This is a genomic window from Micromonospora sp. NBC_00821 (assembly GCF_036347035.1).
Classification (GTDB): Bacteria; Actinomycetota; Actinomycetes; order Mycobacteriales; family Micromonosporaceae; genus Micromonospora; species Micromonospora hortensis.
The window spans coordinates 2,275,154-2,300,727 of record NZ_CP108880.1 but is presented as its reverse complement, the minus strand read 5'-3'; the positions used below and the strand labels follow the sequence as shown (position 1 = coordinate 2,300,727).

The window sequence follows — 25,574 nt, the reverse complement described above, 5'->3', positions numbered from 1 at the left end:
CGGCGTGCGAGACGACCTCCCCCAGATCGAAGCGGCTCTCCTGGGCACGCCACTGGCCGGCCTGCCGCTCGGGCACGGCCCGTCGGGCACCATCCTCGTCGCCGACGTCAACCCCGACCGTCTGCACGAGGTCTGGCGGGCCGCCGAGGCGCTGGTGCCCGTCATCGGACGCCGGCCCGTCATGGTCACCGACGACTTCGACGACGCACTGACGATCCGGTCCGAGCCCGAGCAGGGTCCGTCGGAGTCGGAGCTGCGCGCCTTCGTCGACGTGGCGGCATCGTCCGACCCCTGGCTGACCTACCGCCACTACAGCGAGGACCAACAGGTCGACGAGGACGAGATCGAGTTCTACGCGCGGGGCACGACCGGCGTCGACCTGACCGCCCTGATGCCTGATGTGGCGCTGCCGACCTCACTCCCGGTGCTGGAGCGGGCGCTGTACGACCGGCTGCTCGCCGACGCCGACCTGCACGCCCAGGTACTCGGCAACGTGCGGCTCGTGACGCAGACCGAGTACTGGTACACGCCGGACAGCGTCCTGCTCATGTTGCTGCCGACCAGTGACGTCCGCGGCTCGGCGTACTGGGTTGACTTCTACGGTGCGCTCACCGAGGAGGACCGCCAGCGGCTCGCCGAGGTACTGGCCCAGTGGCGGCACCGGTGGGACGCCCGCCTGGTCGCGTCGTGGGACACCATGCTCCAGTTTCAGGTGGGCCGTCGCCCGACGCCGGGTGACGAGGCGTGGGCTGCCGCTGGTCAGCTCAAGGCGCTCGCTCCCGACCTCGAACTGAGCCAATGGGAGGTCGCCGTCGCCCTACCGGCCGGTGACGCGTGGTTCATCCACAATCGGCCCTGACGGACGTGGCTCGGTTACTGGCCTCGCGGTCTGTGTGACCCCTTCCTGACGTAGTTCGAGGACAAAGGGCTGATCATCGCTCCGGACGAACCGAATCTCCAGATCGAGGTCCGGGTGTCGGTAGCTACCGTCCGGCTCCGCCAGCAGGACAACCGGTTGCTGGGTCGAGGCGGCGAAGGTCAGTTGGCCGTCGGTGAGGGCGATGTCGATCGGGTAGTCGTCGCGCAGGACGTAGCGGCCCGTCACGTCGGCAGGCGGCGCGGGGGTGATCCTCGTGATGGCGTACCGACGGTCCACGGCGGCGCGGACGCTGACCAGCAGCTCCCAGCCATCCTCGGAGTTGGTCATCGCCGCGACGGCGGCGCCGCTGTCGGGCCACACGTAGGAGAAGCAGGTGTAGCCGACGTTCGACCCGGTGTGTCCGAAACGCCGACGCTCGGCGCTTCGTTCGCCAGCCGTCCGGAATCCTCGTGCCGCCGCCGTGGTGGCCATGCGCCACCTGATCCGGTCGCTGGTGCGGAAACTGCTGGTCGAAGCTGCTGTCGGCCATGGCCAGCGGGTCCAGCACCAGAGTTCGCAGGAGGTCCTCGAACGGGGTTCCGGTCGCGTCCACCATGAGCTGCTGGAGCACCCGAGTAGTGGCTGCCCGAATAGCGGAAGCGGCTACCCGGCAACACTGTCGGCCGGACCGGTGGAGTGGTCGTCGTGCCGCTGCCTTGCAGGACCTGCAACAGCGACGGGGCGCGATCTGCGGCGTAGCCGCGGTACCAGGTGTCGGACAGGCCGGCAGTGTGCGCCAGCAGCTGTCGATTGTCGACCGCACCTACCGGTGGATCAACTCCCGTCAACCGGTGCGGCTCGTGACGCTACGGGAGACCTCCCGGATCAGATCGAGCGGTTCTTCGGTCCAGTGGGAGGCGAGGACGAGTTCCCGGGCCGGGTCGACCCACAGCAGGTGTCGTCCGCCGTTGCCTCGGGCGCTGCGGCCGGTCGTCGGGGCTCCCGGCCACGGCACCTGCTCATCGTTGAGCCACCACAGATAGCCGTACTCCCGTTTGACCGGGCACGGGGCCCAGGACTGGTCGACCCATTCGGCGCTGAGCAGCCGGGTCCCGGCATGGGTCCCCCGGTCCAGGAAGAGCTGCCCGATCAGGGCCAGGTCCCGGGCCGGGACGATCAGTCCCCCGCCCCAGTGCGCGCCGCCGGAGACCACCTCGACCCGGCGGCCGTCGAGGTCGACGACGCTCGTCCGGTACCCGTGCCACGACCACCGGTCGGAGGCGCCCACCGGGTCCATGATCCGCTCCCGTAGCACCTCCGGCAGCGGCCTGCGAAGCAGCAGCGTCAGCGCGTACGCGAGCAGGTTCATCCGTACGTCGTTGTACGCCCATCCCTGGCCCGGGGGTGTGCCGTGCACCTCGGTCCGCTCGCGGAAGCTCTGCGCGTCGACGGCCGTCGGCTTACCCCACAGCTCGCCCTCCCACTGGCTCGACTGCTGCAACAGATGACGCCAGGTGATCTGCTCGTTGTGCGGCCCCCGGAACTCGGGAACGTCGACGACCTGGTGCACCGGTTGGTCCGGCACCAACAGCCCGTCGTCGAAGGCGAGGCCGGCCACCACCGACACGACCGACTTGGTGACGCTGAACGCCATCTCCGGGACGTCCGGGTCGCCCCAGGCCGCGACCTCCCGATTTCCGACCCGGACAACTCCACTGGCCCCACTGGCAGCAAGCAGCGGACCGACCACCTCGCGGTGACTGGCGTCGGAGACCTGTGCCGCCTGGTAGGTCTCGATGTCGGCGGCGGCCGTCGTCCACCGAGCGCCGAACTCCCGGACGATCCGCTCCAGCCGCTGCTGATCCACCGACACGTCACCCATGCCCAGCAGTGTCCAACACCCCCACCACCGGCGGGGCGAGCCATGACCAGGCACATAGGATCGGGCGACCTCGTACGCCGGACCTGAGGAGCGTCAGGTGACCCTGCTGGAGCGTCTGCACCTGGCCGGCATGAGTGAGGTCGTCTCGGTGCAGCCGGTGACCGGCGGGCTCGCGGCTCTCGCAGGCATCGCCACCCGCCGCAATGCCCCACCGGTGTTCGTCAAGGGCTTCGACGACCCTCCGGCCGACGACGTCTTCGTCGCCGAGGCCGAAGGGCTGGCCGCCCTGGGCGAGTTGGGCGGTGTGGCGACACCCGAGGTGATCCTGGCGGATCGGGACGTCCTGGTGTTGTCGGTGTTGAGCGAGAGGCCGCGCAGCGAGGCCTTCTGGGAGCAGTTCGCACACCTGCTCGCCCGCCTGCACCTGAGCACCACCCATCCCCGTTTCGGCTGGCACCGCGACAACTGGCTGGGCCGTCGCCGCCAGGTCAACACGTGGAACGACGACGGCTTCGCCTTCTTCGCAGAGCACCGGCTGCTGCGTTGGCTCGACGAGCCGCGCGTCGAGGCGGCGCTAGACGCGGAGGACCGGTCGGCGTTGGAACGGCTCTGCGACCGGCTGCCCGACCTGCTGCCGGAGCGTCCGGCGTGTCTGACGCACGGCGACCTGTGGGCACAGAACGTCCTGGCCACCGCGGACGGAGAGCCGGCGCTGATCGACCCAGCCGTGTCGTACGTGTGGGCCGAGGTCGACCTCGCGCACGTGTGGTCCACCTCGCCCCCGCCCGAGGCGCGACGGATGTTCGAGGTCTACGCCGAGCTGACCTCGCTCGACGCCGACTGGGAGGCCCGGATGCCGGTCATCCAGCTACGACAACACCTCGCGGTGCTGGCTCAGTTCGACGACGACTGGGGCGCGGCCGATCAGATCCGCGCCGTCCTGGCCCCGTTCCGAACGCGATCCTGACCACACGCGCGGCGTGAGGGGTCGGGCCCTCCATTACGGTGACCCCCTGGAATGGGGGGTGGGCCATGACACCGGAGGTGTCGCCGCGAAGGGCCAGGGCCGTGCTCGTCACGCTCTCCCTCGCCGCGTTCGCGTTCATCACGACCGAGCTGCTGCCAGTCGGTCTGCTGACCCGCATCGCACCCGATCTGGACCGGTCCCGCTCACAGGTGGGCCTGCTGGTCAGTGGGTACGCAGTCGTGGTGGTGCTGGCGTCAGTGCCGCTGACCCGACTGACTCAGCGGGTGCCCCGGCGGCACCTGCTCGGCGCCACGATGTTCCTGTTCGCCGCCGCGAACGCCGCCGCCGCGCTCGCGCAGACGTACGCCGTGCTGGCCGGCACCCGCCTGGTGACCGCCCTCGCCCAGGCGCTGTTCTGGTCCGTCGCCACGGCGACAGTGATCGGTCCGTTCCCGGTCGCGGTGCGCGGTCGGGCGGTGGCGCTGTTCGCGACCGGGGCGACGCTCGCCCCGGTGCTCGGCGTACCTCTCGGCACCTGGCTCGGGCAGCAAGCCGGCTGGCGCGCGGCGTTCGCGGTGCTGGCCGGTATCGGTGTGGCGATCGCCGGCGCGGTGCTGCTCCTCCTGCCCTCCTATCCCCCGGCCGCCGGCGGCGCCGCCCGGGGCACCGCACCGGACGGGCGGCGCTTCGCCGTCCTGCTGATCGCCACCGCCCTCGGCATCGGCGGCTTCATGACCCTGCAGACCTACGTGACACCGTTCCTGCTCGACGTCAGCGGCTTCGCCGACGCGGTGCTGGCGCCGCTGCTGTTCGTCTCCGGCGCGGCCGGCGTCGTCGGGACCCTGGTCGCGGCCCGGACTCTGGACACCCGACCGATCGCTTCGCTGCTGACGCCGCTGAGCATCGGCACTGCCTCGCTGCTCGGGTTGTACGCGCTCGGCGCGCTCAAGCCGGGCGTGGTGGCGCTTCTCGCCGGGATCGGCCTCGCGTACGCGGCGTTCGGCTCCGCCGTGCAGAACCGGATGCTGCACCTGGCCCCCGGCAGCACCGACATCGCGTCGGCCGGAGTCAGTATCGCCTTCAACGCCGGCATCGCCGGCGGATCACTGCTCGGCGGCGCCCTCCTGCCCACCTCGGGGGCACGCCCGCTGGCGCTCGCCGGCGGGCTGCTGGCGCTGGCCGCGCTCACGCTGCTCGCCGTGGACGCGCGTCGCGGCCGCGTCGTCGCGCCGGAGCCGACCGTCGCCCCGGCCCGGGTGGTAGGACCGCACTGACGTCCGTGCGGGTGAGCGGCGGGACAGCAGGTATCCGGTGCCCGCGGCGGCGAGCCCGGCAAGGCCGGCCGTCGCGAAACCGCCCGCCGGCACGGAGAGGTCGATCGCCACGCCGACCAGCGGGGCTCCGAGCGCGAAACCGGCGCTCTGCGCCGACGACTGCAGACCCGTCACCTCGCCGCGCACACCGGGCGGCGCCAGGCGGCTCACCACGTCGGCCACAGTGCCAAGGGTCGGCGCGGTGAGTAGTCCGCTGCCGACGACGGCCACGCACAACCACTGCCACTCGTGGGCCAGGCCGGCGGGGATCGTCACGAGCCCGAGCAGGGCGAGCAGCAGCCAGGTGGGCAGTGGCCGGGTCAACGCGCCGTAGATCAGCCCGCCGATGACCGACGAGACACCGAACACCACGACGACCACGGCGGCCCAGGACACCTGACCTGCCTCCCGCAGGGTGGCGACGATGGCGAGGTCGACGCCGCTGAGCAGCGTCGTCGTCCCGAACGCCATCGTCAGCACGGCGATCATCCTGGCGTCCAGCCACTGCCGGCGTGGGGGTCGTTCCGCAGCGGCGGCGTCCACCTCGTCCTGGGCGCGCATCGGTGGGTTGAGCACGGCGATGCCGACACCGCCGGCCAGGATCGCGGCGCCGACCCCCCACGCCACCACGTCGGGGGACACCGTCGCCGCGCCCAGGATCACCACCGCAGGCCCCACGATGTACGACAGTTCGCCCTGCACCGATTCCAGCGCGAACGCGGCCCGGCGCTGCTGCGCCGTCGTCATCGCGGCGATCGCCTGTCTGCTCACCGCCTGGGCCGGCACCATCAACAGGCCCGCCGCGAAGCTGGCGACCAGCAGGAACCCGTACGGCAGGACGGGCACGCCCAGCCAGAACACGACCTGCGCGGTGGCGGTCACCAGCAGGACGAGGCGCAGGCCCCGCGAGTCGATCATGCGGCCGAGCAGCGGCCCGCCCAGCGCCACTCCAGCCGTCAGGGCCGCCGCGACCCCACCGGCTGCCGCGTAGCTCAGCTCCAGGCCGAGGACGACGACGAGGGTCAGCGCCATCACGTCGGCCGTTATCGCGGTGCGGGCGAGCAACGAGACACCCAGCAGCGGTGCCATCCCTGGCACGGCGAGCACCTGCCGGTAGCTGGTCACCCGGTTGACGCTAGTTCCGCCCGTACGTCATAAGAAGACGCCATTTCGTTGAGGCTGGCATAATGACTGCTTATGGCAAGGGACCTGGAGACCGCCCTGCTGCGGTCGTTCGTCGCCGCCGTGCGGGAGGGCAGCATCAGCCGTGCCGCTACCGCTCTCGGGCAGACCCAGCCCGGTCTCAGCCAGCAGCTACGCAAGCTCGAAGGCGTCGTCGGTCGTCCGCTGCTGCACCGGTCGTCGTCCGGTGTGTCGCCGACAGGGGCGGGCGAAGAACTCCTGCCGTACGCCGAACGCATCCTCTCGCTCTCCGCACAGGCACTCGCCGAAACCGGACGCGCGCTCACCGGCCACTGTGGCGTCGGGTTGCTCGAAGACCTCGCCGCGGCCCACCTTCCGCAGGCCCTCGCCGACCTCGCCCGGCTGCATCCCGGGGCGACGCTGGAGGTGCTCAGCTGCTCCAACGCCGCCATGCGGGAGGCCTACGACGCGGGCCGCGTGCACCTCGTGCTCGACGCGGTACCGGACATTCCCGGGCCGCCGCGCTGGACGGTGCGCGCCCCGCTGGTCTGGGCGACCGGGCAGGGTGTGGACGTGAGCGCCGATCCGCTGCCGGTGGTGCTGTTCTCCAACCCGTGCTCCTGGCGTACGTCAGTGCTGGACGCGCTGGAGCGTGCCGATCGACGTTGGCGGGTGGCCTTCGAGAGCAACAGCCTGGTCGGGGTGCTCGCCGCGGTACGGGCCGGGCTCGGCGTGGCGGCGCTCATGCCCGCGAACCTCGAACCGGTCATGATCTGCCGTGACACGGCTGCCCTGCCCGTCCTGCCGGACGTCGAGTTCGGTCTCGCCCGGCACCCGCGGACCGATGGTGATCCGCTCATCGACGCCGTGGAGACGGTGCTCCGTCGCATCGTCTGAGCACCTGGCCCGGAGCCCCGGGGACGAGGACCCCGTCCTGTTCGCGAACGGTCAGCGTGGTCATCGGCTCGCCCTCTCCGGGCGCGACCGGGGCAGGCCGATGATGAGGATGACGCCGACGCTCAGGTGCAGCAGTGCGAGGGTCACCTTCGCTCCCCCGCCGACGCCACTCGGCGGCCCAATCACGAGTGACAGCAGCAGGACGGCGACCGCTGTCGAGGTCCACCAGACGCGGAAACGGTTGGTACGGCGTTCCAGCACCGCGAGCAGCGCCCAGCCGGCCAGCGCCGCGACTGTGGTGGCCACGATGACCGCGGCCACAGTGACCTGCCGGGTCGAGTTCGCGGACCTGACCGCCAGGTCGACGCCGGCCGCCACGTGCAGGAGCACGAACTCGACAACCGACACCACTATCGCGCCGGCCGCCACAGCGGCCCGTCCCAGGAAAAGGTTGTTCGTCATGGTCTGAGTCTGTGGACCGGGCCGGGCCGGACGCGTCGGTCCAGACGCCGCGGCGGGTACGTCCGCTGGCGCCTCGGCGTACTACCAAAGGAGGTGGTCCGGCCGACCGCGAGCCCAGTAGCGTGCGCCATGTGGAAGCGGCGACGTGCGAGGTCGAGCCGCCGCGGACGTGGCGTTCCGTTCCGGTGGTCGTGACGACAGTGGCGATCGGCGTCCTCGTCGCGACCATGTTGTGGTCGGCCACCCGGTCCAGCTCCGCCGGCCTGGTCGGCGTCGACGTCGCGCTGGCGGTGGCCGCCCTGGCCCTCGTCCCGGTGGTCGTCCGCCGCCCGCAGGTCGGTGGCGTGCTGGCCGGCCTGCTCGTCGCGTTGTCTCCGGTGGCCACGCCGGTGGCCAGCTTCGCGGTGCTGTTCGTCGCCCGCAACCGGCCGTTTCGGCAGGCGGCGGCGGTGGCGGCGGTCGGCGTGGCGGGCGAGGCGGCGCAGGCGTTCTGGCGGCCGGTGCCCAGCCTGACGTACGGGTGGCGGCTGGTGCTGATGACGATCGCCTACGCGGCCCTGCTCGGCTGGGGCACCTGGGCGCAGGCCCGCCACGCCCTGTTGGCCGCGCTGCGGGACCGCGCCCGACGGGCCGAGCAGGAGCAGGAGCGGCGGGTCGACGAGGCGCGGGCGGCGGAGCGCAACCGGATCGCGCGGGAGATGCACGACGTGCTGGCCCACCGGCTGTCCCTGCTGGCGGCGGCCGCCGGCGCGATGGAGTACCGGCCGGACGCGCCGCCCGAGCGACTCAGCGCCGCCGCCGGGGTGATCCGGGCCAGCGCACACCACGCCCTCGACGAGCTGCGCGAGGTCATCACCCTGCTGCGCAGCGACGACACCGAGTCGCCCACCGACGCACCACCCGGGCAGACCCTCGCCGACCTGCCGCGCCTGGTGGACGAGGCGCGGGCCGCCGGGCAACAGATCGAGGTCGACGACCCGCTCGGCCCGTCGGTCGAGATCCCCCCGACGGTCGGCCGCACCGCGTACCGGATCGCGCAGGAGGCACTGACCAACGCCCGCAAGCACGCGGCCGGTCAGCCGGTCCGGCTGGTGCTCGGCGGCGCGCCCGGCTCCGGCCTGAGCATCGCGGTGAGCAACCCGACCACGCCCGACAGCGGTGCCACCGGTAGCGCCGGTACCGGCCTGATCGGCCTCGCCGAACGGGCTGCGCTCACCGGCGGTCGGGTCGCCCACCAGGTCGACGCCGCGGGCCGGTTCCACCTCACCGCGTGGCTGCCGTGGCCGACGTGACGGGTCCGATCCGGGTCGTCATCGTCGACGACGATCCCCTCGTACGGGGGATGCTCACGCTGATGCTCGACGGCGCCGACGGGATCGTCGTGGTGGGCGAGGCCGCCGACGGCGCCACGGCGATCACTGCGGTGGACCGGCACCTGCCGGACGTGGTGCTGATGGACATCAGGATGCCCGGCGTCAACGGCATCACCGCCACCGAGCGCCTGCGCCGCCGCCACCGGCCACCCGAGATCATCGTGCTCACCACGTTCGACACCGATGAGCACGTGGTGCGGGCCCTCCGCGCCGGCGCGAGCGGCTTCCTGCTCAAGGACACCCCGCCCGAGCAGATCAGTCAGGCGGTCCGTGCGGTGGCGGCCGGCAACCCGATGCTGTCTCCGGGCGTGACGCGCCGCCTGATGCAGCGGGTCGCGTCGGGGGCCGAGTCCTACGAGCAGGCGCACGAGCGGTTGACACTGCTCACACCCCGGGAACGCGACGTCGTGCTGGCCATCGCGCAGGGGCGCTCCAACGCCGAGATCGCCAGCGAGCTGCTGATGAGCGTGACGACGGTGAAGGCCCACGTGTCGCACATCCTGACCAAGCTGGATCTCGACAACCGCACCCAGATCGCCCTGCTCGCCCACGACGGTCGGCTCCTCTGACCGGGAGCCGGTCAGGCCAGCACCGCCGGCAGGACGAGCACTGCGAAACGGATCACCCGCCCGGAGAGGCAGGCGACGGCGAACTCCCAGCGTCGAAGGCCCGCGGTGCCGGCGGCGAGGCTGACGACTGCCAACGGTGGAACCCCCACCGCCGCGGAGGCCAACACCGTCGGTAGGGCGGTGCGGCGGCGGGAGAGCCAGCGTCGGATCGGTTCGGTCCACCGCGCGGCCCGAGCCGCCGCGCGCCCTGACTTTCCCCGTTTCGCGACCCTGCGGGCCAGTCGCCCCGACCCGCGACGCGCCGACTCGAACAGCAGCAGCTTGCCGGCGGTCTGCCCGAGCGCCAGGGCGACCACCACGGCGACGAGAGCGTGGCCGCCGCGTTGCCCGGCGACCACGGCGAAGGCCTCGGCGTTGACGATCGGGACGAGCGCCGAAGCGACACCGTAGCCGAGCGCCACCACCGCCTCGGCGAGGCTGCTCATGCCCGGCCGTCCCGTTCGAGCAGCCGGACCACCGCTGCGACCGACCACAGCTTGACCACGACGACGGCGACGGCGACGCCCAGCGCGAGCAGGTACTGCCCGAACGCGATGGCGCCGATGACGCCGGCGGTGTTGGCGACCTTGGCCACTGGCGACCAGTTCAACGCCCACACCCGCCGGTCGACCCTGTGGAAGTAGTTGGGGCTGAGCACCGGCCAGCACAGGAACGCCAGCGACAGCATGGTGTCCAGCACCAGGAACGAGAGCAGGAAGACCACTGCCACGACAGCGACGTCCGGCACGAGGGAGACCAGGCCCACGCAGAGTACGGCGGTGCAGGCGCGGTCGCTCACGATGTCGAAGACGGCCCCGGCCCGGGTCTCCTGGCCGAGCCGGCGGGCGGCCCAGCCGTCGAGCACGTCGCCGAGCCAGTAGATACCGTACGATACCGCCATCAATGCCACCGATCCGGAGACGAGGGCCACGATACCGACGGTGACGGCGGCGACCGTGCGAACGGCGGTGATGTAGTTGGGAACCGTACGAAGCGGGCCGACGGTGATGGCGGCGCGGGAGTCGACGAGAGTCACCTCCGCAGAGTCGTCCGGCAGGCGTTTTCGCGGAACGTGCCAGGGTGCCGAAGTGGTTCCGAGGGCGGTACCGGGGTGCCGGCCGATCCGGTACCTGGGTACTGGCCGGCCTTCCGGCTGGTCACGGAGACTGTGCGGGTGATGACTGGAATCCGCGAACGGTTGCGCGACCCCGAGCGAGTGCGCCGGCTCGCGTACGGTGCGGTTGGTTTGATCATCGCCGCCGTGGTCACCACAGTCGAGGACGGCGTGTCCGTCCCGGCGGGCTGGGCGTGGCTGGTGCTGCCTGTCGGCCTCGGGGCCACGGCGCTGCGCCCCCGCTACCGAACCGCGGTCTTCGCGGTCTGCGCGGGGTTCGTGGCGATCGTGAGCACCGGCGAGTCGGTGCAGTTGGGCCTCGCGGCCGCCGGCCTGGTGTTCGTCTCGGTCTGCGAGGATCCGGCCCGACACCCGTGGCTGGGGTGGGTGGGTGGCCTGATCGGCGCGGCCGGCGCCCTCACCACCGCGCTGTTGAACGAGCGCGGGGTGTACGAGCAGCCGTTCTTCTTCGTGACGGCCGGCTACCTGCTGGCGATCCTGATGCGGTCGTGGTCACGCGGCCGTGCCCTGACCCGGGAGACGGACGACCTGCGCGGCCAGGCCGCCTGGCTCGAACAGCGCACCAATCTGGCCCGTGAGCTGCATGACGTGGTCGGCCACCACGTCACCGCGATGGTGGTGCAGGCCGAGGCGGGGCAGCTCAGTGACGACCCGGGGGCGGCGCTGCGGGCGATCGCGGGCAGTGGCCGCACCGCACTGAGCGAGCTGGACACGCTCGTCGTGCACCTGCGCGATCCGGACGCGTCGATCGCGGTGAGCGCCCCGCCGCGCCTGTCCGACATCGACGAGCTGCTCGCCCAGCCGCTGCGCCAGCAGGGCGTGACGGTGCGGGTCCAACTGGACCCGGAGCCGGGCCTGGACGAGATCGGTGTGTTGACCGCCTACCGCATCGCCCAGGAGGCCCTCACCAACATCGCCCGCCACGCGAAGGCCAGGGAGGCCTGGGTCGAGTTGGTCCGCGTCGGCGACCACGCCCGCCTGCGGATCAGCGACGACGGCGTCGGGCCGCCCCGGGCACCCACGAGCGGCTCGGGCCTGCTCGGCATCGGGGAGCGCGTCGCCGCGCGCGGCGGGAGCTGGGAGTTGAGCCAGCGCCCCGGCGGCGGCACCGTGGTGCAGGCCGACCTGCCGGTGGCGACCAGATGATCCGCGTCGCTATCGCCGACGACCAGGAGCTGGTCCGGGACGGCTTCAGCCTGATCCTGCGGTCCCAACCCGACATCCAGGTAGCAGCCGAGGCCGCCGACGGCCGGCAGTTCCTCGACGCCGTACGTCGCGACTCCCGCATCGACGTCGCCCTCGTCGACATCCGCATGCCGGTGCTCGACGGCCTGCAAGCCACCCGCGAGCTGGCCACGATTCCCCACGCCCCCGCTGTCATCGTCGTCACCACCTTCGACGACGACGCCTACGTCCTGGACGCCATCGCCGCCGGAGCACGAGGGTTCCTGCTCAAACGGTCCAGTGCCCGTGACCTGATCGCCGCGGTGCGCACCGTCGCGGCCGGCGAGGCGGTCCTCTCCGCCGAGGTCACCGGCGCCGTCCTCGACCGAGTCCGCGCGACCGGGCCGGCCACCCGCGTGGAGTTGGCGGCCTACCAGCTCACCGCTCGGGAGACCGACGTGCTCGCCCTGATCGGCGCCGGACTCAACAACAACGAGATCGCCGAGCGCCTCTACCTGTCCATGAGCACCGTCAAGACCCACGTGACAAACGTGCTGGCCAAGACCGGCAGCCGCGACCGCGTACGAGCCGCCATCCTGGCGATCCAGGCCGGCCTGACGCCGTGAGTCAGGGATCGGCGCGGGGGCCCACAGACTCTGCCTGCGGCCCTGTCGGCCGGTTCACATGGGGCTGGGAGCGCTAGCTGACGCGGTCGCGGCCGATCGGTCGTAGGGTTGCCGTATGGCACAGCGACTCGTCAGCGTGTGGCAACCGTTCTTCCTTGCTAGCGAGAGTCGGGGCGCGGCCATCGACGCCGCGACCGAGTTGGAGGATCTCGGCTACTCACGTATCTGGTTCTCCGGGGGTTTCGGCGAGAACGTCGCCAGCCGTTTCCGGGAACTCCTGGACGGGACCACGCGCATCGGGGTCGCCACCGGAATTCTGAGCATCTGGCATTCATCGCCACCCGAGGCGGCGGCGTTCGCGCAGGACGCGGAGCAGGCGCATCCCGGCCGGTTCCTGCTCGGTCTCGGCGCCAGCCACGCGGTGGTGGTGGAAAGTGGCGGCACCGACTATCGCAAGCCGTACTCGCGAATGGTGCAGTACCTCGACGGCCTCGACGCGGCCGGGCTTTCGCCCGAGCGACGCATCCTGGCGGCACTGGGCCCGCGAATGCTCGAACTCTCCCGCGACCGCTCCGCCGGGGCGCACCCGTACTTCGTCCCCGCCGAGCACACCGCCGAAGCTCGGGCGGCAATCGGGCCCGACCGGCTGCTCGCCCCCGAGGTCGCTGTGGTCCTCGACGCTGACGCCACCACCGCGCGCGCCACCGCCCGCCAGTACACGAGCGGGTACCTCGCACTGCCGAACTACACAAACAACCTGCGGCGATTCGGCTGGACCGACGAGGACTTCGCCGACGGCGGCAGTGACCGCCTCGTCGACGCCCTGATCCCGTGGGGCAGCGTCGAGAAGGTGGTGGCCGGGTTGGAGAAGCACTACCAGGCCGGCGCGGACGAGGTGGCGATCCAGGTGCTCAACGGCGGCGACGACACGGCGTTCCCCGCCGACGCGTTCCGCGCCCTCGCCGCAGCCCTGATCTGACCTCCGAAAATCGCGGCACCGTCGGCCGCCGTCGCGGCTCGGATGCCGTCAACCATGTGGACCGGCACCAACTGACCGCTCTCCTGGCAGGCAAGGGCGCTGTGCCGGGATGACGGGTGGGGTCTGACCGGCTGGTGGCATCGTCGAGCCATGCCTGGGTCGCCTTCGATGACGCCACGTGCGAACTGCTGACCGCGGCGCTTCAGGGTTGAGATTGGTGGCCGCGACACCGCTCAGACTCGCCCGACGAGATCGAGGCCGGTCAGGTCCGCCGACAGCGCCCACAGGCGGGCTGCCTCGCTGCTGTCCGTGGGGCTGCCGTCGGTGATGCGGCAGTCCACGCAGTAGTCGCCGCCGTTCGCGTCGAGGTGGGGTGACGTGGCGGCCCAGACCTGGGTCGCCGCGCCTTGCTCGACGGTCTTGAACAGGCCCGGCGCGGGAGTGCCGTCAGCGTCGATCCAGCCGGCGGCGACCATCTCCTCGGCTGCGAGGTGCCGTTGCAGGGCAGTGAGGATCCAGCCGGGGTTGACGGAGAAGGCACGGACGCGGTGCGGCCTGCCGAGCAGGTCGAGGTGGCGGGCGAACAGGATGTTCGCGAGCTTGGACTGGGTGTACGCCTCCCACTTGTCGTATCCGCGCTCGAACTGCACGTCGTCCCACCGGATACGCCACGCCGGGTTGCGCCCGGAGGCCACCGAGACGACGCGAGCCGTGTCGGGGGCGGTGAGCGCGGGCCACAACAGGTTCGTCAGCGCGTAGTGGCCAAGGTGGTTGACCGCGAAGTGCCCTTCCCAGCCGGGTCCAACCCGGGTTTCGGGGCAGGCCATGATGCCCGCACTCGCGATCAGGATGTCGAGCGCGGGGTGGCTGCGGAGGAACCGTACGGCGAAGGCGCGGACGGAGGTGAGGTCGGCGAGATCGAGCTGGTCGACCTCGACCCCGGGTACGTCGGCGAGTGCCTGCTGCGCTGCATTCGGACGGAGAGCTGGGACGACGACCCGAGCCCCCGCTCGGGCGAGCGCGCGGGTTGTGGCGAGACCGAGACCGGAGTAGCCGCCTGTGACGAGGGCGGTCTTTCCGGTGAGGTCGAGCCCGGCGAGGACGTCTCCGGCCGTACTGTGGGCACCGAACCTGGTGTGGGTCGTTTCGCTGGTCATGCCGCGGACGCTAGGTGCTAGACCGAGGTCTAGGTCAATGGCTACGGTCGAGGCCATGGCGGACGGCGGCCTGAGCATCGGGCAGGTGGCGCAGCGCACCGGGTTGAGCGTGCACACCCTGCGGCTCTACGAGCGTGAGGGCTTGCTAGCCAGCGAGGTGCGGCGCGACAGGTCCGGCAGGCGCGTCTACAGCGCCTGGGACGTCGAGTGGCTGGCAAACTGCGTGAAGTTCCGTGCCTCCGGGATGCCGCTCACCACGATCAGCCGCCTGGCCCAGCTCGTACGCGAGGGCAGCGGCAACGAAGCCGAGCGGCTCACGTTGCTTCGCGAACATCAGCGCCACATCACCGAGCAGCTCACGCAGCTGCACGACACCCTCGAACTCATCAACGGCAAAGTGGCCAGCTACGAACAGCACCTCGCCGCCGGCGCCTCCGGTGATCCCTGGCAACAGCAACCCCAGCCCGCCCCGACAGAGGGCACACCTCAGTTGGGCTGACGAACACCGCCGGCCGGACCGGGCTCGCTTGCTCTCGTGGCCGTTCGAGTGCCTGGTTGCGGTGCCTGGTTGGTGGGTAGGACCTGAGTGTCGGGCAGATGGGTACGCTGCACTGGCGGTGGCCTCGGCCAAGCACCTCCGCACCACTGCCACCCTCACCGCCCGGGTGGCACCACCGGCGTTCCCGTATTCGCAGACGAGAGGCGAGACCCACACCATGACCGCCGTACCAGGCCAACGGTCTACTGCTGCTGTGGGTTCGGCGGCTGCCGAGCAAGCAGCGGAGGAGGACCTGCGGGCGTTGTTCGGGCAGTCCATCGCCGTCTTCGCGTCTCTGGCGGGGCCGTCGCACCTGGTGGAGACGGCGAACCCGGCGTTCTTCGCCAGCATCGGCGAAGAGCGGGCACGGGTCGGGGTGGCGATCGCCGAGCTGATGCCCGAACTGGCCGGTCAGGGATTCATCGCGCTCCTGGACCAGGTCTTTCAAACTGGTGAGCCGTACACCGGCCGTGACGTCCGGGTCGTGCTGGGCAGCGGCCCGCAGGCGCGGGAGGCGTTCTTCGACTTCACCTACGAGCCGCGGCGGGACGCCGACGGCAACGTGACCGGGATCCGCGTGCTCGGCGTGGAGACCACACAGGTCAAGCATGCCCAACGGCTGATGGCCGAACACCGTGCCCTGCTGGAGCAGATCGCCCGTCAGGCACCCCTGACCGAGGTGCTCGACGGGATGGCCCGCTGTATCGAGAACCTCGCACCGCAGGAGGTGCTGGTTTCCGTCCTGCTCGCCGATCCCGACGCCCGACACCTGCGCCACGGCGCCGCGCCGAGCCTGCCCGACTTCTACAACCAGGCCATCGACGGCATCGCGACCGGCGAAGGTGTCGGTTCGTGCGGCACCGCCGCCCACCGGCGGGAACCAGTCATCGTCACCGACATCGCCACCGATCCGTTCTGGGACGACTTCCGGGACCTGGCCGACCAGGCCGGACTGGCGGCGTGCTGGTCCACGCCGATCCTGGCCCGCGACGGCGGCCTGTTGGGCACCTTCGCGATGTATCACCGCACCCCGCGCATCCCGCAGGACACCGACCTCGCCCTCACCCGGCTCTTCGCCGGCACCGCAGCCCTGGCCATCGAACGCCACCACATCGAGCAGGCGAAGCTCGCCGCCGAGGCACGCGCCAAAGCGGCCAACGACGAACTGGCCAAGGTGCTGCGCGTGGAGCGGGAACTGCGCGCCGAGGCGGAGCAACGCGCCGCCGTCGCCGCGGAACTCGCCACCCAGATGCGTGCCGCCGCGGCCGCGCAGGCCGCCGCGCCGCACCCCGAGCACTGCCAGCTCGGCGGCGCCGCCGGGTGCACCGCGCCGGCCGAGGTCAAGATCGCCGATTCGTGGGGTGACGCGGCGTGGGGCTGCCCCGCCCACGTCGAGGAGGCCATCCTCAACGTGCGGTCGGTGTTCATCGCCAGCGAGGAACTCGGCGGCCTGACCGCCTACCTCAACCGCTGATGGCTCACGGGCGCCTGCCGAACAGCTACGGGCGGGCGCCACTCCTTGCGGTAGTCGGGGTGCTCGTTGTACGACTGCACGAGCACTCGGAGCGCGTACGCGAGACCGGCGAAGCGCTCGTCGCCGGGGTCCATCGCCTCGTACTCCCGCGCCAGCATGTCGACCAGGTCGAGCATCGGTAGTTGGCTGTCGAGGAGAGCTTCGCTCCCGAAGCGGTGAAACACGTCGACGTACGCGTGGCCCATGTTCGTGACGAAGGTGAGGTGGCAGCCGCGCACCTGCTGATCCTCGTCCGCCGCCCGATAGTTGCTCGGCGACGGATCGTGGCCGCTGCCCGAGCGGTCTTGGCAGAGCCAGGAACCGTCGCCGCAGGTCCGGTGCAGGGTCAGGGCGTCCACCGTACGCCCGGGTTCACCCGCCCGGACCAGTCGAAGACGGCCATGTTGTCCCACTGGTTTCCGGTGCCGTTGATGTTGGCCGGGTCCCAGCCGTTGCCACGGACGGCGTACCAGGTCGGTTCCCAGTAGAAGACGCCGATGGCACCCGCGTTGCGGGCGGTGTTCTGCACCCAGTCGAACTCCTGGGCCTGCCCGGACCAGGTCGCGCTGATGCCGTCGCAGGTCGCGTCGCCGATGGCGTTCGGCTCGCTGTCCGCGTTGTTGCGGGTGAAGGGGTACGCGGTCTCCACGATCACCACCGGCTTGCCGTAGCGCGTGCGCAGGTCGACGATGGTGTTGTAGAGGTTCGCCAGGCTGCCGTGCCACATGCAGTAGTACGACTGGGCGGTGATGTCCCACTGCACACCCTGGGCGCGGATGCCGTCGTAGAACCATCGGGCGTTGGCGTTGCTGTCGGCGTTCGCGGTATGGATCATCACCGGGATGGCGCTGCCGCACGCCTTGGTCGCGTTGTAGCCCTGCTTCAGCAGCCCGGCCAGCGGGGCGAAGTCGTTGTTGACGACCTTGCCCTCGTTCCACAGCATCCCGACGTTGATCTCGTTGCCGATCTGCACACTGTCCGGTGGGGTGCCCTGCCCCCGGAGGCTGGCGCAGACGTCGTAGGTGAAGGTGTAGACGTCGGTACGCAGTTGGCTCAGGCTGTGGCCGGCCCAGGCGGCTGGCTTGTACTGCTTGCCAGGGTCGGCCCAGGTGTCGGAGTAGTGGAAGTCGACGAGCACCTTGAGGCCCTTCGCCCTGGCCGCCCTCGCCTGACCCAACACCGCGCTCTTGTTGTTGTAGCCACTGATCGGGTTGTTCCAGACGCGCAGCCGGACGTAGTTGACGCCGACCGACTTCAGGATGTCCAGCGGGTCGCGGGCTACCCCACCGGCGTCGTAGTACCTGGCGCCGAGATCCAGGCTGCGCTGCAACGAGGAGACGTCGGCACCGCGCATGGTGAGCGTGTTCGCTGCGGAGACGGGCGCGGGCGCAGCGGCGAGCGTGGTGGCGACGGTGACGATGCCGGCCGCGACAGCCCCGAGCAGGGCCCGCGCGCGGCGATGGTGGGGTGTGGCCGGATGTGTGTTCACGAGGCCCCTTCAGCCCACTGTGCAGGAAGCGCCGTTCAGCGAGAGGCCGGTCGGCGGCGCGTCGCTGACACTCCACCGCCCCTGGACGCCGAAGGTCGCGGAGCCGTTCGGCGCGAGGACGCGGTTCCAGTCGACGTTACGAGCGGTCACTGTGGTCCCGCTCTGGCCGATCGTGGCGTTCCACCCCGAGGTGACCTGCTGGTCTCCCGGGAAGTTGAAGGTGACGGCCCAGCCGTCGATCGGTGCCGCCCCGGCGTTGTGGACCGTCGCCGTGGCCACGAAGCCGCCCTGCCACTCGGACTGGTTGCGGTAGGTCACCCGGCAGGTCGAGGGCGGCGGGGGCGTCGGAGTGGTCGTCGTCGTGGGCAGAGTGACAGTGTTCGACGCGATCGACACGTTGCCCACCGCGTCGCGGGCCCGCACGTAGTACAGGTTCCGCAGCGGCGTCGACGCAGGTAGCGGCGTCGTGTACGTCGTACCCGGCACTGTGGCGACCAGTTGCGAGGTGAACCAGCCGTCGAATCGGTAGACGTTGTACCCGAGCACGCCGACGTCGTCCGTCGACGGCGACCAGGACAACGTGCCGGTCGAGGCGGTCACCTCGCCGACGGTCAGGTTCTGCGGCGCGGTCGGCGGGGTGGTGTCCGGGCCGGTGTCCGTCACCGGGGTGACCACTGTCAGGGCGTTCGACCAGTTCGAGCGTTGCCCGAGGCTGTCCCGGGCGATCAATCGGAACGTGTACTGCTGGCCCGGCCCGAGGGAGCGGGTGATCGTGGTGCTGGTGACGGCCCCGACGCTGGCGCTGAAGACGATGTCGCCGAACTCCTGGTAGTACGTGATGTCGTACCCGGCGATGGCGCAGCAGCCGGACATGGCGGCCGTCCAGGTGAGGGTGACCGACGCGCTCCGGACCTCGCTGGCGGTCAGGTTCGTGGGCGCACTCGGCGGGACGGGCGAGGTGCTCGGCGTACTGGACGGCGTTGGCGACGCGGTTCCGGCCGGTGCTGCGACGGACACCGCGGCCCCTCCGGGCGCTGGGGCGACCCCCGGGTACGCGGCGGGCGTCACGATGCCGGCGTCGGCCGCCGGTGTGACGCTCAGAGCGGTGCCGAGCACCACAGTCGACAGCACGACGGCGGTCAGCAGACCCGGCCGCAGGCGGCGGAACGGCGAGGACGAGCGAACGCCTGTCATACGTCGACGATGCCGCAGGAGATCGATGATCGCCAACGTGTCTCACGCCTCGGCCGACAACCGGACCGGCTCATGCCCGACTTCTTACCGAACCATGACGTGCAGGGTGACCGCTGACCGTTGACCGCCCGTTCGCCCGTACCGAGGGGAGACAGCACAGCACCGGAGCCCTTTCCGGCTTTGAGGAGATTCCGATGAACCGCAGAAAGAACGGGACCGCACTGGTCCAGACCCGGCCGGCCCGAATCGCCATGGCCGCGCTCGTGCTGGCGGCCACCGGCGCGCTCACCGCCACCTTCGTCTCCAGTGGTGGCAAGGGCACCGCGGATGCCGCCACCAGCCTGGACCAGTTCGTGTCGATCGAGAACGTGCCGCCGAACGTGCAGAACCTGAGGCCGGCCGCCGGTGCGTCGACCGGCCGGTTCACCGTCGACTGCGGCACGAACGGCAACGGCAAGTTCAGCCCGGACAATCCGGTGGCGCAGCCCGGCATCCGCAACGGCGCCGAACACGTCCACGACTTCGTCGGCAACCTGGCCATCACCGCGAACTCCTCCGACGCCGATCTGGACGCCTCCGGCACCACCTGCCGCAACGGCGACAAGTCGTCCTACTTCTGGCCGGTCGTGCGCATCGACAAGACCGTCCGCGGCGGCAAGCAGGTCCAGCAGGCCCTCGCCCAGACCCAGCCGATGGTCGTCTGCCCCTCGGTCGGCAAACGGCTGCGGGCCGTCCCCATTGGGGCCCGCGGCACCGTCGACCGTCTGCTGGCCGAGTTGGATCGCCAGCAGGCCGCCGCGAACCAGCGGATGACCGCCAGCCGGGGCCGCATCGACGCCGCATTCAACCGGGAGGTCATCGACTCTCTCCGGGCCCGCCGCGCCGCGATGATCAAGCAGATCAGCACCACGATCACCGCCGCCGGCGGTAGCCAGCCTGGCCTGGTCTCGCTTGTCGACTGTGACGTCAGCTACGACGACATGCACGCCCGGATGCCCGGCAGCGCCCACCGGGAGAGCGTCAAGGCAGCCCAGGCCGCGAATCCGCGAATTCAGTGCCCGGCCGTGCGGGACAGGTTGCCCGGCGTACCCGATCGGGCGCTCGCCGAGGTGAACCGCAACCTCGACGACCTCGACCGGCAGATCTCCGAAGCCAACGAACGCCTCGTCACCAGTCGTGGCCAGGGCGACCCGGCGTTCGTCGACAACGCCATCCTCGGACCGCTACGCGCCAAGCGGGTCGCCGTGCTCAACCGGATCGCCACCGCGATCGGGCGGCAGGCCCCTCGCCCGCAGGGTCTCGAAGCGCTCGCCGGCTGCACGCTGGACCAGGCCCCCAGCACCCCGACGGCACCGAGCAGCGCGCCCACCACCGCCGCCGCTGCGCTCCCCGACCCGCAGGGACCCAACCTTGAACTGCCCGGCAACACCGGCGGCATCGTCCGCCCGGCGCAGGTGCTGATCGAGTACCGCGGCAACCCCGTCAGCGCTGTGGTGCCGATGCCGAAGTTCCTCCGGGCCCTCACCGGCGACGCCAAGCCCACCAGCCGTGGCCCGGCCAACGCCCGTGCCACCTGGACCTGCTCGGGCTTCACCGACCGGCTCTCCGACAAGTACCCGATCTGCCCCGCCGGCAGTCAGGTGCAGCGCGTCCACGACTTCCCCGGCTGCTGGGACGGCCGGAACGTCGACAGCGACAACCACCGCAACCACGTCGCGTTCGCCGACAAGGCCACCGGCGCCTGCCCGCAGGGCTTCCGGGCGATCCCGCAGCTGCGGATCACCGTGGCCTACGACATCGCCCGCGACGTGCAGGTCAAGGGCCAGTACGCCCTCGACTCCTTCCCCGAGGAGAACCACAACCCCTTCTCCGACCACAACGACTTCGTCAACGTCAACTCCGCCCAGACGATGCAGCGCATCGCCACCTGCATCAACAAGGGCAAGAACTGCTCCTGACGCCGGGGCCGCGTCGCTCGGGCGGGGCGGGTCGCGGCCGGCTGCCGGCCGCGACCCGGTGTGTCGCCAATATCGAGGGGGGGACGATTCACTGGGAGCGATACCAGTGGGGCAAAATTCGACCCTCCCGATCGTTACACTCGCCGGAACGCCGGCACCGCCGCAGACCTCGACCTGCGCCAATCCCCATCGAATGGAGACGCCTGTGACCCGCGACAAGGCGGCACCCCCCGGTATCGACCCCAACATCCCCAGCGTGGCCCGGGTCTATGACTTCTTCCTCGGCGGCAAGGACAACTTCGAGGCCGACCGGAAGGTCGCCGAGCACGCTCTGCGGATCACACCGGACGGGCCGGCAGCCGGCCAGGCCAACCGGGCCTTTCTGCGTCGAGTGATTCGCTTCCTCGTCGGCGAGGCCGGCATCGACCAGTTCCTCGACATCGGTTCGGGGCTGCCCACCCAGGGCAACGTGCACGAGGTCGCCACCGAGCAGAACCCGAAGGCTCAGGTGGTCTATGTGGACAACGACCCGATAGTTCTGTCGCACGGACGGGCCCTGCTCGCCGCGGAGGGCACCGCGACGGTGATCCAGGCGGACATCCGTGAGCCGGAGGCGATCCTCAACCACCCTGACGTACGCCGGTTCCTCGACTTCGACCGGCCGATCGGTTTGCTGCTCTTCGCGATCCTGCACCACCTCGGCGACGACGAGGACCCGAAGGCGGTGGCGGCCGCGTTGATCGATGCGCTGCCCTCCGGCAGCTACGTGGCGATCTCGCACTTCCGCGACCCGGGCGAGCGAGACCCGGAGGGCTCCCGCAAGGCCCGCGAGGTCGAGCGGGTCTTCAACGAGTCGCTGGGCACCGGCCGCTGGCGTACCGACGAGGAGATCCTCTCGTTCGCCGACGGGCTGACGGTGCTGGAGCCGGGGCTGGTGCCGCTGGCCGAGTGGCGCCCAGAGCCGGACGCACCGGCTACGGTGCAGACCGACACCTATCACACCTTCGTCGGGCTCCTCGCCCGCAAACCGTAGGCGGCGTCTCACGTTGAGGTCCGTCGGCGGAAGCTCGCCCCGCCGACGGACTCGCCGCGTCGGATCTGACCCCCGGCGAGAACAAGGCCGCCAGTCCCCCGTACGTGGTGCGGCCAGACCCACCCCGGCTACTGCCGTCCGCTTCGGCCGTCCAGCCGCCCTCCTCAGCCTGGCGGCAGGAAGACGGCCCTGGCGCTGAGCGCCAGGGCCAGGCCTCCCAATCGATCACGCGGAGGCTGAGACATCAGCTCCCGGAGTCCGGGAACAGGTAAAGGTCGAACCGCATCCCCTGGTTGTCAAGCTCCAACTGCTGGCTGCCGTAAAGGCTGGGCGGGCCGGCGTACGTGCCGATGAGGTTGTACAGGCCCGGGTCGACAACGAACTGGAAGGCACCATCGGGGCCAGTCACGACCTCGATCCCGGCCGGCTCCAGCCGAATCGTCGCCCCCTCCAACGGCAGCCAGGTGGTGGTGTCGAACGCTTGGCCCTGGAGGCTCCAGATGGCAGACACCGTGAAGCTTCCCTGCGTCATGGGGCTCAGCCGGCCGCGGCGGTCGACCGCCACCGCGTACACCGGCCGCTCACCCGTCACGCTGCCTACGTCGATCGTCACACTGGCCGTACCGTCCGACGCCGCTTGGACCTCGCCGTCCAGATGCGTGTTGTCGACGCTGTAGCGGAACTTGGTCACCCGGGTGTCGCCGTTCGCGGCGAACGTGATGGCGATCTGGCCACCTTCGGCGGCGCTGTCCCCGCCCGGGAAGCTGATTGCCGGCTGAAGAGGCGCCTTCGTCCCGGACGGCCCTCGGACGGCCGCCGATGCAGGCGGCGCCACCAGCATCGAACCGGCGGCCAGTGCCAGCGACGCGGCCAACGCGGCAACACCACGGCGAGTGAGACGGGTGTGCGCACCCAACGTTGATCCGACGAACATTCCAGCCCCCGTATCATCAGAACGTCATAGCGCGCTCACCCTAGCCAGCAAGATGATCTACGTCAACGCTGTTCAATGCGTTGCTAATGGACTGTCGTGCGGCATGCCGCCGCCCACTTTCGCGGATGAAACGTCGCTTCGGCGACCGGGCCACCTTTTGGTGCGGGTGGGCGAGATCGCTCACTCCATGCGGGCGAGCACGCCGCGGGTGCACCGAGGTGACGTCACGTGCCTACCGCGCGGGTTCCAATACGACGACCGGAATCTGGCGGGTCGTCTTCCGCTCGTAGTCGGCAAAGCCTGGATACGCGGCCTTCTGAGCGCTCCAGATCCGCTCCCGTTCGTCCCCGGCGGTGACTCTGGCGACCAACTCGACCTTGTCCGTACCGATCTCCGCTTGGGCCTTCGGGTCAGCGAGCAGGTTGTAGTACCAGTCGGGATTGCTGGGCGCGCCGCCCTTGGACGCGAACACGGCATAGCCGCCGTCCACCTTCTGGTACATCATCGGGCTCACGCGAGGCTGGCCGCTCTTGGCACCGACCGTGTGCAACAGCAGTAGCGGGGCGCCAGCGAACTGGCCGCCGACCTGCCCACCGTTGGCGCGAAACTCCGCGATGATCTTGTCGTTGAAGTCGCTCATGCCTTCTCCTCACCCCGCGCATCGGCTCCGTCGACACGATTCTGACAGTCCCCGGCGCTCACTGCTTGCGTGCGCAGGCCGCAGTCGCCGAGTGCGCCAACGTGGCGTCCCGGCCATGGGCGAGGGTCGCTTCAGGCGCTATGACCGATGTTCCCGAATCAAGCGCAGGAAGATGCGCACCGCGAGCACCCCGAGCACGACCACGGCTGGAATGGCCAGAAGAGTCCACGGTCTATCGAGCAGGTTGGCGGTCCCGAGCAGGGCGACCGCGAGGCCCTCCCATAGCAACTCGCGTCCACTGAGAAGTTCTCTGCGAGGCGGCCGCGGGCCCCGCCGTCTCTCTGCCCGCAAGCGTCGAACCGCGTGCAGCGTGAACACCACGCCAAGTGCGAGACAGAGCGGGCCCGCCAGAAAGTCCAGCGCGTTCGGCACGACTCCTCCTACGGGCTTCTCGGCTGGCAGGGGGAAGCGCCGAGCGACGGACCGATCTTGCCATCACGGCGAATGTGCATCGCGAGGGTGAAGCTGGTTTGTTGCGCTGGTGCGCTGTCATGATCACGCCATGCGGGTACATCAGTACGTGTACTTCTGTGTGCGTTCGGACCTTCTCTCTGCGCGCGAGTTGACGACGCGGTTAGGCATCGAGCCAGACGAGATCAGCGTCAAGGGGAGCAAGCGGGAGAATCCTCCGGTGCCGGCTGTCCACTCGTGGAGGGTTGTGTGTCGTGACAGCGGCTTGACGGTCGATGAGCAGATCGACCGCATCATCGACCGCCTTGGGCCTATCGCTGATCAGATCGCGGCCCTCGTGAGAGTGATCGATGAAGCGGAGGGTGAGGGCATCACCTCGACACTCCAGGTGGTGCGCTACTTCAAAGACGACGATGGCGACCAGCATCAACGACTCGGCTGGCACCTCGATCGCCGAGCCCTGGAATTCCTACACCACACAAGGGCCGAGCTGGACGTGGACGAATACGGAGACGACTGAAGCACGGCTGGCACGCTTCGGTGTCAACTCTCGGCGAGCCGGTCGGATCGGGCTTGATGCGGGGTCAGACGGCCCGCTGACGCCCTTCTCGGCGCGGTTCGGATGGCACGATTGCTGCACTTGGCTGCTGTGCTGCCGGCTTCGACAGCTCGGTTTCCCTCGTCCATCCGAGGAACCGGCGGTGCAGCAAGCCGGCCGGGGTCCAAGGCATGTCCTCGGTTTGCCTGAACGAGGTAGGACCCCAGGTAGAGAGCCAGCGACACCGGAGCATCCGCATACTCTGCCCGCAGCTCGCGCTTCCTGGTCTGGCAGGGCCAGGGCAGGCCGCAGCCACCGCAGCTCCAGATCGGCAGGACCGGGCCATGGACGGTCACCGCACACCCGCCAGGAAGCGAGAGGTGATCCCCCGTGCCTGCCGGCTGCTCACCGCTCACCTTCCTGGGGCCAGTGGCCGCGACTAATCGGAATCCGGTGCCGGGCACGGCACGGCAGGTCGGCTCCGCACCGGCAGACATGCCGCCAGGATCGCCACGACCACACCGGCCGGTGCCTACGGGCGAGAGTCAGCGCGGTGGCCGAGAGGTACTCGTCATACGAGACGCGCCGCACGGACCCTCCCTCGGTCGAGCACGAGGACGGCTTCCTGCCCTCGAAGCTGAGAGACGCGGCGGCCAGGCAATACCGCACCGCCCGCCGCATCCCGTGAGCAAGAAGCTACG

General features: G+C 70.4%; 26 protein-coding genes and 2 pseudogenes. 14 read left to right on the top strand and 14 right to left on the bottom strand.

All coding sequences use genetic code 11. The features are described 5' to 3' along the window. Positions 1-4: 4 nt before the first annotated feature. Positions 5-859, top strand: coding sequence for a DUF4253 domain-containing protein (locus OHB44_RS10570; protein ID WP_330440643.1), 855 nt, complete (start codon positions 5-7; stop codon positions 857-859). Here the strand turns inward: OHB44_RS10570 and OHB44_RS10565 are convergent. Together OHB44_RS10565 and OHB44_RS10560 are read right to left on the bottom strand one after the other, a co-directional pair. Further along, positions 818-1,351, bottom strand: a complete 534-nt coding sequence (locus OHB44_RS10565) for a hypothetical protein (protein ID WP_330440641.1) — start codon at positions 1,349-1,351, stop codon at positions 818-820. The genes OHB44_RS10570 and OHB44_RS10565 overlap by 42 nt on opposite strands. 352 nt (positions 1,352-1,703) lie before the next feature. Beyond that, positions 1,704-2,741 (bottom strand): serine hydrolase domain-containing protein, encoded by a 1,038-nt coding sequence (locus OHB44_RS10560; RefSeq protein ID WP_330440640.1) that lies wholly within the window; start codon positions 2,739-2,741, stop codon positions 1,704-1,706. Between the two features lie 97 nt (positions 2,742-2,838). On the opposite strand from OHB44_RS10560, the gene OHB44_RS10555 reads away from it, so the two are divergent. Both OHB44_RS10555 and OHB44_RS10550 read left to right on the top strand, forming a co-directional pair. After that, complete coding sequence (locus OHB44_RS10555; protein WP_266303242.1) at positions 2,839-3,708, top strand: fructosamine kinase family protein; 870 nt, start codon at positions 2,839-2,841, stop codon at positions 3,706-3,708. 65 nt (positions 3,709-3,773) lie between these two features. Continuing rightward, complete coding sequence (locus OHB44_RS10550) at positions 3,774-4,982, top strand: MFS transporter (protein ID WP_330440637.1); 1,209 nt, start codon at positions 3,774-3,776, stop codon at positions 4,980-4,982. Between the two features lie 15 nt (positions 4,983-4,997). Here the strand turns inward: OHB44_RS10550 and OHB44_RS10545 are convergent. Next, a pseudogene (locus OHB44_RS10545) lies at positions 4,998-6,110 on the bottom strand (MFS transporter); the annotation flags it as partial. Between the two features lie 108 nt (positions 6,111-6,218). Between OHB44_RS10545 and OHB44_RS10540 the strand changes: the two are divergent. Then, positions 6,219-7,061 (top strand): LysR family transcriptional regulator, encoded by an 843-nt coding sequence (locus OHB44_RS10540; RefSeq protein ID WP_238686517.1) that lies wholly within the window; start codon positions 6,219-6,221, stop codon positions 7,059-7,061. Positions 7,062-7,121: 60 nt separating this feature from the next. Here OHB44_RS10540 and OHB44_RS10535 read toward each other — a convergent pair whose 3' ends face one another. Further along, positions 7,122-7,523 carry a DUF6069 family protein gene (locus OHB44_RS10535; RefSeq protein ID WP_330440636.1) on the bottom strand — a complete coding sequence of 134 codons (402 nt, stop codon included), beginning with the start codon at positions 7,521-7,523 and terminating at the stop codon, positions 7,122-7,124. A 131-nt stretch (positions 7,524-7,654) separates the two neighbouring features. Between OHB44_RS10535 and OHB44_RS10530 the strand changes: the two genes are divergently transcribed. Together OHB44_RS10530 and OHB44_RS10525 are read left to right on the top strand one after the other, a co-directional pair. Then, positions 7,655-8,815: a sensor histidine kinase gene (locus OHB44_RS10530; RefSeq protein ID WP_330440634.1), complete on the top strand. Its 1,161-nt coding sequence runs from the start codon at positions 7,655-7,657 to the stop codon at positions 8,813-8,815. After that, positions 8,803-9,465: a response regulator gene (locus OHB44_RS10525; protein WP_266303246.1), complete on the top strand. Its 663-nt coding sequence runs from the start codon at positions 8,803-8,805 to the stop codon at positions 9,463-9,465. Before OHB44_RS10530 ends, OHB44_RS10525 begins: the two co-directional genes overlap by 13 nt. 11 nt (positions 9,466-9,476) lie before the next feature. On the opposite strand, the gene OHB44_RS10520 is transcribed toward OHB44_RS10525, so the two are convergent. After that, on the bottom strand, positions 9,477-9,950 hold the full coding sequence (locus OHB44_RS10520) for a VTT domain-containing protein (protein ID WP_266303247.1): 474 nt from the start codon (positions 9,948-9,950) through the stop codon (positions 9,477-9,479). Beyond that, positions 9,947-10,540, bottom strand: coding sequence for a CDP-alcohol phosphatidyltransferase family protein (locus OHB44_RS10515; RefSeq protein WP_330440633.1), 594 nt, complete (start codon positions 10,538-10,540; stop codon positions 9,947-9,949). Before OHB44_RS10515 ends, OHB44_RS10520 begins: the two co-directional genes overlap by 4 nt. Before the next feature lie 141 nt (positions 10,541-10,681). On the opposite strand from OHB44_RS10515, the gene OHB44_RS10510 reads away from it, so the two are divergent. From OHB44_RS10510 to OHB44_RS10500, 3 genes are all read left to right on the top strand, one after another. Further along, positions 10,682-11,785: a sensor histidine kinase gene (locus OHB44_RS10510; RefSeq protein WP_330440632.1), complete on the top strand. Its 1,104-nt coding sequence runs from the start codon at positions 10,682-10,684 to the stop codon at positions 11,783-11,785. Beyond that, positions 11,782-12,429, top strand: a complete 648-nt coding sequence (locus tag OHB44_RS10505; RefSeq protein ID WP_112585182.1) for a response regulator transcription factor — start codon at positions 11,782-11,784, stop codon at positions 12,427-12,429. Before OHB44_RS10510 ends, OHB44_RS10505 begins: the two co-directional genes overlap by 4 nt. 115 nt (positions 12,430-12,544) lie before the next feature. Continuing rightward, positions 12,545-13,408, top strand: coding sequence for a TIGR03620 family F420-dependent LLM class oxidoreductase (locus tag OHB44_RS10500; RefSeq protein ID WP_266303249.1), 864 nt, complete (start codon positions 12,545-12,547; stop codon positions 13,406-13,408). Positions 13,409-13,641: 233 nt separating this feature from the next. Here OHB44_RS10500 and OHB44_RS10495 read toward each other — a convergent pair whose 3' ends face one another. Further along, positions 13,642-14,565: an oxidoreductase gene (locus OHB44_RS10495; protein WP_266303250.1), complete on the bottom strand. Its 924-nt coding sequence runs from the start codon at positions 14,563-14,565 to the stop codon at positions 13,642-13,644. A gap of 37 nt (positions 14,566-14,602) precedes the next feature. On the opposite strand from OHB44_RS10495, the gene OHB44_RS10490 reads away from it, so the two are divergent. Together OHB44_RS10490 and OHB44_RS10485 are read left to right on the top strand one after the other, a co-directional pair. After that, on the top strand, positions 14,603-15,064 hold the full coding sequence (locus tag OHB44_RS10490; protein ID WP_238686547.1) for a MerR family transcriptional regulator: 462 nt from the start codon (positions 14,603-14,605) through the stop codon (positions 15,062-15,064). 118 nt (positions 15,065-15,182) lie between these two features. Further along, positions 15,183-16,577, top strand: a complete 1,395-nt coding sequence (locus OHB44_RS10485; protein WP_330440629.1) for a GAF domain-containing protein — start codon at positions 15,183-15,185, stop codon at positions 16,575-16,577. Here OHB44_RS10485 and OHB44_RS10480 read toward each other — a convergent pair. The 3 genes from OHB44_RS10480 to OHB44_RS10470 are packed head-to-tail and all read right to left on the bottom strand — an operon-like array spanning position 16,562 to position 19,299. Next, the gene (locus OHB44_RS10480; RefSeq protein ID WP_238686550.1) at positions 16,562-16,975 is read right to left on the bottom strand and encodes a DUF6221 family protein; all 414 of its coding nucleotides are present in this window, start codon (positions 16,973-16,975) and stop codon (positions 16,562-16,564) included. The genes OHB44_RS10485 and OHB44_RS10480 overlap by 16 nt on opposite strands. Further along, on the bottom strand, positions 16,963-18,105 hold the full coding sequence (locus OHB44_RS10475; protein ID WP_330440628.1) for a glycoside hydrolase family 53 protein: 1,143 nt from the start codon (positions 18,103-18,105) through the stop codon (positions 16,963-16,965). Before OHB44_RS10475 ends, OHB44_RS10480 begins: the two co-directional genes overlap by 13 nt. Before the next feature lie 9 nt (positions 18,106-18,114). Continuing rightward, the gene (locus OHB44_RS10470; RefSeq protein ID WP_330440627.1) at positions 18,115-19,299 is read right to left on the bottom strand and encodes a cellulose binding domain-containing protein; all 1,185 of its coding nucleotides are present in this window, start codon (positions 19,297-19,299) and stop codon (positions 18,115-18,117) included. Positions 19,300-19,493: 194 nt separating this feature from the next. Between OHB44_RS10470 and OHB44_RS10465 the strand changes: the two genes are divergently transcribed. Next, positions 19,494-21,257, top strand: a complete 1,764-nt coding sequence (locus OHB44_RS10465; protein WP_330440626.1) for a DUF1996 domain-containing protein — start codon at positions 19,494-19,496, stop codon at positions 21,255-21,257. A 205-nt stretch (positions 21,258-21,462) separates the two neighbouring features. Next, the gene (locus OHB44_RS10460) at positions 21,463-22,290 is read left to right on the top strand and encodes an SAM-dependent methyltransferase (RefSeq protein WP_330440625.1); all 828 of its coding nucleotides are present in this window, start codon (positions 21,463-21,465) and stop codon (positions 22,288-22,290) included. A gap of 244 nt (positions 22,291-22,534) precedes the next feature. Here the strand turns inward: OHB44_RS10460 and OHB44_RS10455 are convergent, their stop codons facing one another. The 3 genes from OHB44_RS10455 to OHB44_RS10445 form a co-directional block, all read right to left on the bottom strand. Continuing rightward, on the bottom strand, positions 22,535-23,164 hold the full coding sequence (locus OHB44_RS10455; protein WP_238686556.1) for a carboxypeptidase-like regulatory domain-containing protein: 630 nt from the start codon (positions 23,162-23,164) through the stop codon (positions 22,535-22,537). Positions 23,165-23,456: 292 nt separating this feature from the next. Next, entirely contained in the window at positions 23,457-23,864 is a 408-nt protein-coding gene (locus OHB44_RS10450) for a nitroreductase family deazaflavin-dependent oxidoreductase (RefSeq protein ID WP_330440622.1), read from the bottom strand. A 138-nt stretch (positions 23,865-24,002) separates the two neighbouring features. Beyond that, positions 24,003-24,296 carry a hypothetical protein gene (locus OHB44_RS10445; RefSeq protein WP_330440621.1) on the bottom strand — a complete coding sequence of 98 codons (294 nt, stop codon included), beginning with the start codon at positions 24,294-24,296 and terminating at the stop codon, positions 24,003-24,005. Between the two features lie 130 nt (positions 24,297-24,426). Here OHB44_RS10445 and OHB44_RS10440 point away from each other — a divergent pair, with 130 nt between their 5' ends. Continuing rightward, positions 24,427-24,855, top strand: a complete 429-nt coding sequence (locus OHB44_RS10440; RefSeq protein ID WP_330440620.1) for a DUF4279 domain-containing protein — start codon at positions 24,427-24,429, stop codon at positions 24,853-24,855. Positions 24,856-24,919: 64 nt separating this feature from the next. Here OHB44_RS10440 and OHB44_RS10435 read toward each other — a convergent pair. After that, a pseudogene (locus OHB44_RS10435) lies at positions 24,920-25,229 on the bottom strand (hypothetical protein). Positions 25,230-25,574: the final 345 nt, after the last annotated feature.

Coding starts and splice junctions, on each gene's coding strand:
- OHB44_RS10565 (WP_330440641.1), bottom strand. CDS start 1,351: ATGGCCACCACGGCGGCGGCACGAGGATTCCGGACGGCTGGCGAACGA.
- OHB44_RS10560 (WP_330440640.1), bottom strand. CDS start 2,741: ATGGGTGACGTGTCGGTGGATCAGCAGCGGCTGGAGCGGATCGTCCGG.
- OHB44_RS10550 (WP_330440637.1), top strand. CDS start 3,774: ATGACACCGGAGGTGTCGCCGCGAAGGGCCAGGGCCGTGCTCGTCACG.
- OHB44_RS10540 (WP_238686517.1), top strand. CDS start 6,219: ATGGCAAGGGACCTGGAGACCGCCCTGCTGCGGTCGTTCGTCGCCGCC.
- OHB44_RS10535 (WP_330440636.1), bottom strand. CDS start 7,523: ATGACGAACAACCTTTTCCTGGGACGGGCCGCTGTGGCGGCCGGCGCG.
- OHB44_RS10520 (WP_266303247.1), bottom strand. CDS start 9,950: ATGAGCAGCCTCGCCGAGGCGGTGGTGGCGCTCGGCTACGGTGTCGCT.
- OHB44_RS10510 (WP_330440632.1), top strand. CDS start 10,682: ATGACTGGAATCCGCGAACGGTTGCGCGACCCCGAGCGAGTGCGCCGG.
- OHB44_RS10505 (WP_112585182.1), top strand. CDS start 11,782: ATGATCCGCGTCGCTATCGCCGACGACCAGGAGCTGGTCCGGGACGGC.
- OHB44_RS10500 (WP_266303249.1), top strand. CDS start 12,545: ATGGCACAGCGACTCGTCAGCGTGTGGCAACCGTTCTTCCTTGCTAGC.
- OHB44_RS10495 (WP_266303250.1), bottom strand. CDS start 14,565: ATGACCAGCGAAACGACCCACACCAGGTTCGGTGCCCACAGTACGGCC.
- OHB44_RS10490 (WP_238686547.1), top strand. CDS start 14,603: ATGGCTACGGTCGAGGCCATGGCGGACGGCGGCCTGAGCATCGGGCAG.
- OHB44_RS10470 (WP_330440627.1), bottom strand. CDS start 19,299: ATGACAGGCGTTCGCTCGTCCTCGCCGTTCCGCCGCCTGCGGCCGGGT.
- OHB44_RS10465 (WP_330440626.1), top strand. CDS start 19,494: ATGAACCGCAGAAAGAACGGGACCGCACTGGTCCAGACCCGGCCGGCC.
- OHB44_RS10450 (WP_330440622.1), bottom strand. CDS start 23,864: ATGAGCGACTTCAACGACAAGATCATCGCGGAGTTTCGCGCCAACGGT.
- OHB44_RS10440 (WP_330440620.1), top strand. CDS start 24,427: ATGCGGGTACATCAGTACGTGTACTTCTGTGTGCGTTCGGACCTTCTC.